This window comes from Paraburkholderia phenoliruptrix (assembly GCF_019511605.1).
Lineage (GTDB): Bacteria > Pseudomonadota > Gammaproteobacteria > Burkholderiales > Burkholderiaceae > Paraburkholderia > Paraburkholderia phenoliruptrix_A.
Genome location: NZ_JAEUAV010000002.1, coordinates 160,249 through 172,278, shown reverse-complemented (window position 1 = coordinate 172,278; position 12,030 = coordinate 160,249). Strand labels below are relative to the sequence as shown.

Here is a 12,030-nt window from a genome sequence, read left to right as displayed (position 1 = left end):
TCCCGAAAGGACGATCATGAATCTCACATTTCGCGCCCCTCGCGCGCCAGGTTATGCCCATTCATTACAAGCACCCTCCCGCGCAAAAGCTTGCGGACTTGAAGAAGGAGCTCGGCTGCACCGGAAAGCAGATGGCGGACCTTTGCTGGCTCGCCGGCGATCAGCAGTGGCGCAAGTACACGAACCCGCGCGACGCGCGTCCAATGAGCGCGCAGATGCTGTTCACCCTCATGGCGCATCTCGAATTGGACGAGGAAGTGCTCGAGCGTATCTACGCAAGGATGCGCCGGGCCGGAGCGGAGTTCACTCCTCCCACGCAAACTGGCGAGGCGCAGTGATGAAAGGAGCCGTCTGCTCGTTGCTCGGCGTGTTCGTCATTGCATGTACTGGATGCGGAGGTGGTGGATCCGACGGACCCACGCCAGCTGCCCAGGTAAAGAAAGTGGCTCCAGTCGCAATTGACATGGAGGGCGACTCGCTGATCTGGGGTTATACCGGGATGAATAATGGTGTCCCGGTGCAAAGTACGAATAGCCCGCCGAAAGTGGTCCAAACGATTCTTCAGGAGAAGTTCGGACCGACCGTCACGACGCTTAACAACGCAGTCAATGGCACGACCGTCGCGAACTCCCTATATGGCCAAGGATATCCGGCTCCATTTCCCAATCGTGTCGGTTCGATACCGGCGCAAATCATTTTGAGTGATTACGCGACGAACGACTCTGTCCAGTTGAGCTTGGCAGACTACACGGCGGCCCTGATTCAATGGGTACAAAACGTCAAATCCGCGGGAAAACTGCCGGTACTCGAAGAGCCGAATCCATCGTGTGCCGCGAAGCATGCTTCGCTCGGTCAATATCGAGACGCAATGGTCTCGGTGGCACACCAGCAAGGCGTCCCGCTTATTACGCAATACGACTACATTCTCTCGCTGCCCGATTGGCAATCGATGCTTCAGCCCGATTGCACTCATCCTACCGATGCGCTTTATCTGATAAAAGCCAAACGGGAAGCTGAGCAGTTAGCTCCGATCGTGCAATCGTTGCAATAAGGCTGTCTCTCATGGCACCCGGTGGATAGAGACATAGTTGCCGCCCGTCGTCGAACTCAGAGCTACGGAACTGCCAGAATTTTGGAAAGCCTGCACGACGATGGTTTGACCCGCCGCAAGGGAAACAAGGCAACTCGTCGTGGCAGCGTAGCCAATGCTGGCGGTAGTCTGCTGTGACCGACTCTGTCCAGTGCACAGCGTCGAGCCGTTGCCAACGACCAGGACCTCGAATGCCTCGTTGACCGCAGAGGCTGTACCGGAGGCAAACAGGAGACCGGCGTCGACGTGGTAGAAGCCTGTTACTGGGGCTGTGAATATGCCGGTCGACGCGTTGAAGTTTGCATTGAGCCGATCAAAGACTTTCGTCCATCCGGTGACGGTGGTCGCAGAGTTGCTGGTGATGGACTGCGCGCTCGTATTTCCATACGTCAGCGCGTCGTTGCCGCTCGCTGACAGCGTCGTAAAAGACCCGGCAGCTGCCGCCGTGCCGCCAATTGCCGGAGGCGACGCCAAATACGTGCTGAACCCGGTCCCGCTGACCGTGCTCGACGCCGAGAGTGTGGTGAATGCGCCGGCATTAGCCGCGGTGCCACCGATTGCCGGCGGGGAAGCGAAGTAGCTGCTGAAGCCGCTCCCCGAAACGGTGCTCGAAGCGGAAAGCGTGGTGAACGAGCCGCCCGTGCCAGTGACGCTACCAGTGAATGTCACATTGCCCGCATCATCCATCGACATCGGTGTCGCGCTGTTAGCGCTATTGGCAATCTGGAATACACCGTTAAATGCGCGGATGAACTTGTTCGGCGTCGTAGAGCCGTTTCCAGCCAAGTAGATCGCGGCACCCATTGCCGTGTTATTTGGGGCTGACACTCTGAGTGCCGCCGAACCCGTGGCAGCGGACGTAACCTGAACACCGCCTGTTCCTTGCCCCGACAGATTCAGCATCACATTCGCGTCCGCTCCTATGGCCTGCAGGATCGGACCGTTGCCAGACGTCGCATTCGTGGTCTGGATGTAATTGGTCGCGTTCGAAACCCCTTCGACGTTGAGAAGCGGTATGCCTGAGGCATTTAGCCACTGGACTTGGCTGTCGCCGAATACTTGACCCACACCGCCGGCCGACGTGCTGCCTTGCCCCGTGATAGACGACGTGGGCGTCGCCGCCGCGCCGTACCATTGAAGTTGATGCCCTCGGCCGAGCGCGATTGCGATTCCAGTTCCCGACGTGCCGCTCGCACCGGTGATCGAATTCGATCCGAAAACGATGCCTTTGTCGTATGTGGAATTGTTGTTCTGGAAATTCAGGCCGACAGTCGTCGGATATAGCGTCCCCGGAAAACCGCCACCAGAAGCCATCTGAAGGCCGACGACCTGATCGCTAGATTGCGAATACGGATCGGTGACGGGCTGAGTACCTCCAACGAAATTCATCGTGTCGATTTCAGCGCCGTAAGCCCCACCGTTGCCTGCGGTGCCAGTGTCCCGAAACGCCTCGAAATAGGCCGCCCAAGCCTGATTGTTGGAGCCGCCGGAAGTGGCGTTATTCACCCCCATACCGGTAACTGCTATGGCCTGACCATTACCATCGGTGCGCCCAAAATTCCGCGCGGCAAAGACAGCAGTGGTCATCGAGTCTTGTGACGCCGCGCCGTTCAATACGGCAAACTGCGACGTCTGAATGTATCCGTACGTCCGGCCTTTCGCCAGTTGGTACTGCGTTAGCCAGTCTGGCTGCGATGCTACGGCCGTGCCGTTGTTGAGCGCAGCGGGCCCCACGAATAGCCGATCCTGAATGCGGCTGATGCTGGCGCCCGAGCCAGCGTAGAACTGGCCGGTTGCCGGCGCCGTGACGCCATGGAGCGTAGCGCTGCCACTCGTCACGAGAGTCGTAAATGATCCTGTTGCCGGGACACTTGCGCCAATCGGGGCTCCATCGATGGAGCCGCCGGTGATTGTGGGAGCTGCCAATGCGGCATTAAGCTGAGACGCGGTTAGGACCTGCCCGGAGGTGAATTGCGCAAATGCCGGCGAGAAGGCGAGCGTCATCACCACGGCCAGCGCGGCAAAGATTATTTTCTTCATGGCTTTGGGGTCTATCTGGTCGCTTGAATGAAGCGTTGGAAGCTGAATGGCTCAGCCAATCAGAAGCTAAATGCCTCTGCGCTAATGGTCAGGGTGGACGACCCAGAAGTCGTGATAAACGCGTAGTAGCCCGTTTGAGACGCAATGATCGGCATGTCCTCAAAAGACTGGCTCTCTTGCCCCGCCGACGCCGCGGCGACAGTAGAAAAACCTTTCTTTCCAATCCCCGACGCTGTGGCGGCCAATGAGGCATTCACGCCCGCGCCGGCGGTAGTAAACGTCGCGTTGATGATTCCGTCGCAGGCCTTTGCGTTCTTTGGGACTGCCGCCGCCATGCTGAATGAGGTAAGCGACGCTTGCTGGGTCGACGTGTTGAGCACTTGCGCCGAACTGAAATACACCTTCCGATCACGCTGATAACCCGGCGCCAGTTGTCCGCTTCCGTCAGTGGGCCATATGGAAATCAGCGCGCTCGCCGTATAGCCGCTTGGCATGTGCGCGCCGCCATAGACGTTCGGTTGAACTGCGCTCGATGCGTCCGTAGCGAGCAACGCCGCGGCCTGGGTAGACGGGTTATAAATCGCATATAGCGCCACGAACCCCGAGACCGGCGCAGCACCGGTATCCATGCCGCCCGCGCCGGTCGATGCGAGGTTGATCGTCTCGCTGAAGCTGGGCAGCACGAATTTCTGTGCTCCAAGGGCTGTTGCCAGCACGATCTCATCGGCGGTAAAGGTGCCGGTTGCCGACGCGCCATTTACAAGCATCGATGCATTTCGCCCGGCGCCGACGATCGGAGCGAATGTCTTCTGCAGCGCAAGCAAAACCTGCGTGTAGGCGGTCTTGCTGGGCGTCTCTCCGGCCGCCACGACGATCGCTCGCAGCTCCTCCTGGATCATGTTCAGCCACGACGCTCGCACATCCGTGGCCGGTGACCCTGTCGCCGGATTACCTTCCGTAAAGTAGCCTTCGGCCCCGGCCGCCTCTGGCACCGGTAGAGCCGATACAGCGGTAGAGTCATCGATTCGAAACATGTGGCCTCTCATGCGCCTGGACAGACGCGCAAATGCGAAAGCCCGCGCTAGGCGGGCCTGATAGATGACTGCCGCGGATCTCGCGGCATGTTGAACTCGTTAGAGGAGCGACGACTCGTCGAGGATGAACGTCGTGTCCAGTTCCCCCGTGTCCCCGTAGGCGAACAGGACAACCGTGTGCGCGGGCATTAGCGCGCGGATCTCGCACTCGAGCACTGCGTTTCCGAAGGCGGCCAAGGGATCACCGGCGGCCATTGAGCCGGCCTTTGCGCGCACGATCGTGGTCGGTGGTGCACTCACCTTCCAGGCGAAGCTCCAGTCACGGCCGTAGCAGGGATCACCGGCTTTCAGAAGTCCCGCGCGGGCCTGCATGAACTGCTCGATCTTGATCGTGTAGCCGAGCTGCGCCGCAAACTCGATGAAGTACTGGACAGACTGACCACCACTGTTTGCCAGGCGGGCCACGACCTGCGCCTGACGTTGAGGGATGGTCGGCGCCGGGCCCGCGCAAGGGTCAGGTAATCCGAGCGACGACTCCCATTCCGGCAGCAGTTCATACGCTGTGGCGGGGAAGCCATCGACCAGTAGTTCGTTGGCGCGTGCTGTCAGCCTCGCATAGGTTGGAGCGCATCCGGCGAGCGTCCGTGTCTGCACTGCGTCTCTGTCACGCGGCCACACGCGACCGCGCGGCATCAATGCCTGAAGCGCCACCAGAAAATCGGCGGCCGTTAGGTTCGGTGCGGGCATGGGTTGTCAAACGAAGTCGAAGTCGACCGTGCCGAGGACCGGCAGCGATCCGAAGCTACCGGTGATATTCCCCGGATACACGGTCGTCGCGCCATCGATAACACCGGTGATCGACTCGATGACAAAACCGGTCGTGCCGGGCACGGCCGCGATCGACGATTCGATGTCGGAGCGATTGATGGTCCCGGCGCGAGGGTCGCCGTTGCGGAAAAATACGTCGGAGATCTGTGCTTTCACTGCGTTTCGCGTGGCCGTGGTCCAGCTGGACGCGCCCGACAGCGCAAACGACAGCACGTTTTGTATCGGCGCACAGACCCATACAAGCGCTGTCACCGGCTCGAGTGACACGATGTAGTCCGCGACAACCAACTGATCTCCCTCCGCGAGGGTCGCGCGTGGCAGACCACCGGGCCCCTGATCGTTCTGTGAGACACCGTTTGTGCCTTGCGGAAAGCCGCCATGCGAGGCCTGCGCATCATCCAGCATGATGTAGACAACGACGGTACCAGCGCCGAACCCATTCGGTGCGCACCACGCACGTGTGACGCCGGCGACGTCGAGGGCCCATTCAACATAGTCGGGTCTCGCGCCGCCTTGCGGCGCTTGCTGATATTTAGCAAGAACGCGCGCGCGGAATTCCTCTTCGTCCTCGATGTCGGCGCCGGACGACACCGTGCCAGTAATTGCCCCGCTCGACTGGATACCGTCGACGGCGACGCCGAGCGAAACTGCAGTGCCCGGATCAGCATTCCCAGCTGCCCCGGCGACGTCAGCCACGATCGTTACCGAGACCGTCGTCCCGACCACTGGCTCTGTCGCCGAGGCGGTATAAGTCACGCCGTCGCCGCGAACCACCGGAGTGCCAGCATCGATCTGCTTTCCGGCTACGCCGGTGAAGGTTGCCGACAGGCTCGCCGCGCTGGCGTCCTTCAAATAAACCTTCTTCAGTGCGCCCCACGCCTGAAGGTATTCGCCCTCAGCGGTGAAAGGGTTCGTTTGCTTCGCGATCCAGTCGAGGTAACCGTATTCCTCGTTGGTCATCCCCGCGAGCACGACGCCGATGATCTTCAACGCTGCGTTGCGCAGCAGCGGATCGGATCCCTCGAGCGCGGCCGCGATATCCGCCATCGCGTCAGAGCGGATCTGCGCGAGTGTTTTTCGTGCGTATGGCATGTCAGGCGATCTGGTTCCAGGCCCATGCATAGCTGAGCGCAGCTATGGTGGTGCCGTCACGGTTATAGAAGATGACCTGCAGGCCTAAAAACGAAGTGCGCACCCATTGCGCAAACACGTCGATTCGCGCCGCCACGCCGTCGTCGATGAACCACTGGAGTGCCTCTTTCGCATAGTCCACCGCGTTGTTCAACGTCTCCTGAGTCTGCTTGGCGCGCGACAGTAGCCACAGTCGGGATCCGATCGGGCGGTCCTCGCCGAGATCTCCCCACCACCCGCGAGGATCATCGGTGCCATCCGGAATGACGTCGTCAGGGTTTGCGATCCGGTCGGTGAAGAGACTGATCAGCGCCGCGCTCGCGAGATCGTTGCCCGTTGCAAGGACAGGACCGACCAGTTGCCAGTCGCCGCGGCTGTTGTCGACGTCCCAGACGAGAGAAATATCGGGCATCGGCTATTCCTGTTGCGTCGGCACTTCGGAGGTGACGGTGCTCGAGCCGCCCTGCACGTTTTTTACTTGATGCTGGTGGCCGTCGAAGATGATCCGATCATCGGCCATGCTGCGGCCCGTGGTGTCGCAGTTGTCGACGATATCGCCGGTGCACTCGAACAACGGCGTCTCCGCTCGGATCTTCGGCGTGTTGGTGATGGTCAGCGGATTGCCCCCACCGTTAATCACAATCCCATTCGCCGTGAGATATACCGATTGCCCGATGTTGTCGTGGATTGCGATCTCACCGGTCGCGAGCCCCTTCATGCGGTATTTCGCATTTCCGGTGGCAATCACGACGCCGTTCGAGCGGTCGCCGCCGGCGAACGCAACGAGCGCATCCGAGTCTTCCGGCGGATTCGACGTCAATCCATATTCCGCGCAACGCGGCAGATTGTCGATCGTCTGCAGGGAATTGAACTTCACCTGCATGAGCTGGATGCCGCCACTGTCGTTCACCACTTTGACGAGGCCTCGCGCGAGCGCACTCATGACGCGCCGCGCCGTACGATCGAGATATGCCCTCATGGTGCATTCGGCGCGCCGAGCACCACGTCCGGCGAAAGGGGCTGCAGGATGGTCGGCTCCGGCTTGAACGCGTCGGGCGGCATCAGCACCAGCTGCGCGTGCGTGCCGTGCTCGTCGCGCGTGTAGGTCACCTCGGAAATCAGCATAAAGGTCTCATCGGGGATCTTCAGCGACGGCAGCGTCACTGGCACCAGCACATTCGGGGTCCACAACAGACCGTCACCATCGCGCCAACTATCGGTCAGAAGATGGATCGCCTGCGAGCGGCCAGCGCGACGCGCCGCCTCCCAGTTCGCCCTTTCCTGCGCAATATTGCGACCGGCCTGCACCTGCTCAGACACGATGTACAGCTTCCGGTGGCGGCTCACAGTCGCGTCTCTGGCCGTCGCCACAGGCACGAGATTGACACCCGCGTCGCCCATCGTTTGCATTGTCAGCAGATAGCAGTCGATCTCCGAATAGCGGAGATCCGCGCCCCATTCAAACTCGGCGTCCTCGACGTTCTGCCCTTCGATAAAACCAGACGTGTGCGAATCGACGCCTGCACGCGCGAGCCTCAGGTTTCCGTCCGGTAGGTCATACGCGAGCAGGCCGGCATAGCGCGCGATCCGCTCAATTACCTCGAATGCCGTCTCGCCGATCATCAGGTTGATTTGCGGAATGCTCGGGCCATTGTTGCCGTCGCTCGTGACTGTGATTTTGTAAGGCGACGCGAGCTTCTGGGCTATCTGCAGCGCGTTCGAACCGCTGATCTGGCCGCCTTCCCATTCGGCGCTGCAATCGACGAGGTCCTCACACTTGCCACGTCCGAGCACGGCGATGCGGTGGTAGTCACGCCCGATGCCGGGCCGCACGCGGTCGACGTACCCGGTAATCACGACGTCTTCGCCGATGGCAATCTGGCAGGCTTGGCCTGGGATAACGCTCATCTGCTCGAGATCGCCGGGATACAGGTCCGTCATCTCGATTTCGAAGTCGCTGGGTAGCCGCTCAACGCCTCGAGTGACCCGAATCTTCGTCCAGCCCGACAGGCGCACACCGTCGACGATCAAGCTCAGTTCGTCTGCCATCGTCAGGATGAAAGTGCGCGGAAGCTGAGAGGCATGAACGCTGGATGCACCGGGTTCACCTGCGCAACGAGTTCGTCGGCGCGGCCCGCATCGCGGTATAGGCGATGCGCCAACACCAACGCCGGCAGGCCGGCCTTCATGTTGAAAGTCTTGATCGATGCAAGTCCGGCGCCGCGCTTGTTCAGATCCTGAACCACCGCGGCGCGCAGCGATCGCAACGCACCATATGTCTGGTCTTCGCCCTGATTGCCCGCGACCTCGATCTCGCTGTCGATCAGAGCCGTCAGGGCTTCGCGCACCGCGGCAGCATCGTCGGCCGACGTCGGTTGATACTGCGACGCGGCGATCGCGGCCGATCCAATCGCGGCCCGCCGAAACAGGTCGCCGCACGCAGACTGCATCGTCGCCATGCCCGTGCCGATCACTGACGTGGTCGTCGGCGACGACGGCTGAAAGTCGGCCAGCGACGTCAGCAGTCGCATGCTGTCGGCCGGCGCCGGCGCGGCCGCAAGCACGGCACTTGCAACGCCCTGCGCTGCCGCGGCGAACGTTGACGTCGAACCCGAATCCAGCGCGGCCGCCGCGGTCGCCAACACACCGGCCGCAGTCGAAACGGCGGTGCGCGCCTGCGTCGCCTGCTCGACCAGGTCCTCGACCGTCAGTGACGACGAGCGCGCCGGCGCGCCCGGGTACTTGCTGAACGTCGGCACGGTCGCGCTGCCCGCGAACCGGCCGAAGTTGCCGGGCAGGTTGAATACCAGCCGAACGAGGTTCCGTGCGTCGCCGACGATGTTTTTCGCATTGGTGTACCACGTCAGCGCGGTGCTGACCGCCATGCCGACGACCGCCGCGCCATACGAAAACGTGTTGAGCACGCGCGATGCGAAATCCGCGGCCGCCGACAGCCCCAGCGAATCGACGGCCGACGCAATCATGCTCGTCGTCGCGTTGGCAGCAGTCGGGAAAACGCGCTCGCCGCTCTCGACGAAGTCGAACTGGAGCTCGAAATAGCGCGCCTTGTCCCAGCGCTCGATCACCCTGAATTCCATGAGGCTGACCGTGCGACGGCCATAGGTCGGATGCACGAGCTCGCCGGTGTCCTCGGTCTCGCACATCCTGATCATGACGTCGCGCTTCTGGATGACGTCATCCCCTACCAGATATCCGGTCACCTGAAAGCGCCGCGCCGCGCGGCCCATATCCTCGGCCCACGGCGTGTCGCGTTTAGGGTACTCATGCAGCGCGTTGCGACGACCGAAGGTGCCGTCCGCGCCGAGCGAGACGAACTGCATGCCGCGAAACGATGCCGGTCGCAGCTGCTCGAAGTAACTGCCGATCGACCCGCCAAGCCGCGCGGCCAATGAGCTTGCGAGATTCGAAATACCGGACGTTGTCCCGAGTACTGCGCCCGCGCCGCCACCAACACTCATGTCGCTGCTCCAAGATCCATCGTCGAGCCGGTGCGCACGTTCGTATCGACGTTGCGCGACGAGCTCACCGACGTCCGCGTGCCTCGCGGTGCGCCTTTCAGATGGATGTCCACTTTCACGACCGATTCACCCTGGCTCAGCGATGCCTGCGTATTGTCGACAGAGCCTGCCGAGCCATAGAAACCGCCCAGGCTTGTCGCCAGTTGTGCGCGCCGCGCCGCCTCCGCATCGGCCGCCTGTGGCCGCTCGTAAAGACGCGAAACAATACTGGCGGCCTCCTCGGGTGTACTCGCGCAGGCGAGCGCCGCGCCCGCCTGCTTTTCACCGCCCTGGCGCAATTCGTAGTCGACGAAGCCGAGCTGTTGCTCGAGCGTCGAGTTGCCGATCCAGTTGCCGGCCCACTTCTGGAACGCGTCCTGACGATCCTTGTGCCACTGTGCGATCCCATAGGCCTTTCCGTTATCGCCCACCGCTGTTGGATCCACCGCGCTTTCGGCTTGCAGATTCGCGGCGATGCCGAGCGCCTGTGCGTGCGACCAGCCGCGCGATTCGAAGAACTGAACGGCAGATGTCGTGTTGCCATTGACGCCGGCGGCGAGTTCCGCGTTGGTGCTGAAGCCGTTCCCGCGCAGGCCGTTGCCAAGCCGCTCGAACCCCTCGCCGACCCGAGACGTCGTGCGGCTGACGCGCTGCAGCAGCTCATAGGTACGCGAGAGAAGGTCGAAGAACTCGTTTGCGCCCTTCTTCGCCTTGTCCCAGTCGAAGCTCTTCACCTCATCGGACAGCCAGCGCACGGCGCCGGCGACGCCATCTATCAGCTTTTCCTTGTTCTCAGGCACAGCGAGCCATTCAGTCATCAGCTGGATGGCGGGCTGAAGGACTGGAATCAGCGCGTTGCCGAGCGAATTCCGCAGAGATTCGACCGAGATTTCCAGTTTTGCGATGTTCTGCGCATATTCGTCGGCTTGGCGGATCGAGTCCCCACTCATCGCCGCATGCAGATCGTCGAACTGACGTACTAGGTCCTGAATCGCAGCCGGCCCTTTCAGCAGAATCGGTAGCAGCGCTTCAACGCCGAAGGCCTGCGCAATTTGGCGCGCCGATTGCACAGTGCCGCCGGCGCGCATGTTCGACTGAATCGCCTTCGATACGTCGAGTAACGCGCGCGAGGTGTCAACGGCGCCGTCGGCCGTCTTGTGCAGCCCGATACGCCATGCGCTCATGAGGGCCAGCGCTTCAGGTGCGCGGCCGTTGACTGCACCCTGCATCGTGTCGCCGAGCTGCTGCAGCGACGCGTCCATGCTCTCCGTCGACAGGCCGGCGAGGCGTGCCACCCCGCGGTATTGCTGCAACTCATCCGTGTTCACGCCGAGCAGCGCGGATGTGCGGTCGAGCTCCTGACCCGCTCGCCCCCATCCCGTGATGATTGCTGCGAGGCCAGCCGCGGATCCTAGGCCGCCGAGCAGACCGAGCGGCGTGGCGCGCATGACCAGCTTGCTCGCGAGCGAGCCGGCCGCCCGAGCGGCGCCCAGCAGGCCACGCGTCAGGCGCGACAGCCCGGTTTCGCGGCTGAGAGAGCCAAGCGATTTCGCGAGATCGGTGACTGGCGATACCGTGCTCGCAATCGATCCCTTGACCTTCCGCACGGTGGACGTCGCGCGGTCGACAGCGGTGATGACGAACTGAATCTTATTGGCCATTGGGTGTTCCAGTCGCGCCGCGAATCCGGTGCGCTTCTATCAGGTGCCACTCCGTTTCGGACCAGGTCATTGCCCAGACGCTGGCGGGCGCGATGCTCCAAAAATGAGCGGCATCAGCTATCCACTGTTCCCAGTCGGCGGGCACGTATGTCGCGTTGGCGGCGATCAGTCGTCCGAGTCTGTCCGCCGCCCGATCTGAAAACCGTTGAAGTAGCCCACGGCCGTGAGGAAGTCGCGGGCGCACATCGCGCGTACGGTCTTTTTCGGCACCTTCGCGACGTCGGAAATCAACGCGACGGATGCTGCGAAGGGGCCGCCGGCAGCGCGCGCTTTCCGGCGCTGCTGGTTCGTCGGTTCGCACAGGTCGAGCGACGCGGCATTCAGGCTGGTGTTGTCTTCGGTGATCTGCACCGGCTGCTGGAGCAGCAGCGTCATTTCATCGGCGCTGCGCTGTGTCGGATCGCTCACGCCGTCGGCGAACGTGGCGAAATAGTCTTCCGCCTCGTCGAGCTGGCTGCCGAACATCTGGTCGACGGCGTCGATCGGCACCGCGGAGATCAGCGCGATGAGCGCAACGAGGAAGCCGTACTTGCCCGCGTTCTTCTCGGCCGTCTCGTAATCGCCGGCAAGCGGCTCGCGCAGCGTCACGGATTCGTACGTCTTCGCACCTTCGCCGGCGCCGACGGTGATCGGCTTGCGGAAAGTGATGATCTTCGTCGATTCCATCA

The 12,030-nt window shown here is 62.0% G+C and carries 12 protein-coding genes; 2 read left to right on the top strand and 10 right to left on the bottom strand.

The annotated features are described in order from the left end of the window. Positions 1–98: 98 nt before the first annotated feature. Positions 99–338: an XRE family transcriptional regulator gene (locus JNB89_RS04395; RefSeq protein ID WP_346656190.1), complete on the top strand. Its 240-nt coding sequence runs from the start codon at positions 99–101 to the stop codon at positions 336–338. Further along, entirely contained in the window at positions 338–1,051 is a 714-nt protein-coding gene (locus JNB89_RS04390) for an SGNH/GDSL hydrolase family protein (RefSeq protein ID WP_220361414.1), read from the top strand. The genes JNB89_RS04395 and JNB89_RS04390 overlap by 1 nt, the downstream gene beginning before the upstream one ends. A gap of 9 nt (positions 1,052–1,060) precedes the next feature. On the opposite strand, the gene JNB89_RS04385 is transcribed toward JNB89_RS04390, so the two are convergent. The 10 genes from JNB89_RS04385 to JNB89_RS04340 form a co-directional block, all read right to left on the bottom strand. Continuing rightward, entirely contained in the window at positions 1,061–3,130 is a 2,070-nt protein-coding gene (locus JNB89_RS04385; protein ID WP_220361413.1) for a beta strand repeat-containing protein, read from the bottom strand. 59 nt (positions 3,131–3,189) lie between these two features. Then, positions 3,190–4,164 (bottom strand): hypothetical protein, encoded by a 975-nt coding sequence (locus JNB89_RS04380; RefSeq protein ID WP_223216696.1) that lies wholly within the window; start codon positions 4,162–4,164, stop codon positions 3,190–3,192. A 99-nt stretch (positions 4,165–4,263) separates the two neighbouring features. Continuing rightward, complete coding sequence (locus JNB89_RS04375; protein WP_220361412.1) at positions 4,264–4,911, bottom strand: YmfQ family protein; 648 nt, start codon at positions 4,909–4,911, stop codon at positions 4,264–4,266. Between the two features lie 6 nt (positions 4,912–4,917). Further along, entirely contained in the window at positions 4,918–6,084 is a 1,167-nt protein-coding gene (locus JNB89_RS04370; protein WP_220361411.1) for a baseplate J/gp47 family protein, read from the bottom strand. Between the two features lies 1 nt (position 6,085). Beyond that, positions 6,086–6,535: a phage GP46 family protein gene (locus JNB89_RS04365; RefSeq protein WP_220361410.1), complete on the bottom strand. Its 450-nt coding sequence runs from the start codon at positions 6,533–6,535 to the stop codon at positions 6,086–6,088. 3 nt (positions 6,536–6,538) lie between these two features. Continuing rightward, positions 6,539–7,102: a phage baseplate assembly protein domain-containing protein gene (locus tag JNB89_RS04360; RefSeq protein ID WP_223216695.1), complete on the bottom strand. Its 564-nt coding sequence runs from the start codon at positions 7,100–7,102 to the stop codon at positions 6,539–6,541. Next, on the bottom strand, positions 7,099–8,172 hold the full coding sequence (locus tag JNB89_RS04355) for a phage baseplate assembly protein (RefSeq protein WP_222858891.1): 1,074 nt from the start codon (positions 8,170–8,172) through the stop codon (positions 7,099–7,101). The genes JNB89_RS04360 and JNB89_RS04355 overlap by 4 nt, the downstream gene beginning before the upstream one ends. A gap of 2 nt (positions 8,173–8,174) precedes the next feature. Next, positions 8,175–9,602 (bottom strand): DNA circularization protein, encoded by a 1,428-nt coding sequence (locus JNB89_RS04350; protein WP_220361409.1) that lies wholly within the window; start codon positions 9,600–9,602, stop codon positions 8,175–8,177. Further along, complete coding sequence (locus JNB89_RS04345; RefSeq protein WP_220361408.1) at positions 9,599–11,302, bottom strand: phage tail tip lysozyme; 1,704 nt, start codon at positions 11,300–11,302, stop codon at positions 9,599–9,601. The genes JNB89_RS04350 and JNB89_RS04345 overlap by 4 nt, the downstream gene beginning before the upstream one ends. Before the next feature lie 165 nt (positions 11,303–11,467). Further along, the gene (locus tag JNB89_RS04340; protein WP_220361407.1) at positions 11,468–12,028 is read right to left on the bottom strand and encodes a phage tail assembly protein; all 561 of its coding nucleotides are present in this window, start codon (positions 12,026–12,028) and stop codon (positions 11,468–11,470) included. Between the last annotated feature and the right edge of the window lie 2 nt (positions 12,029–12,030).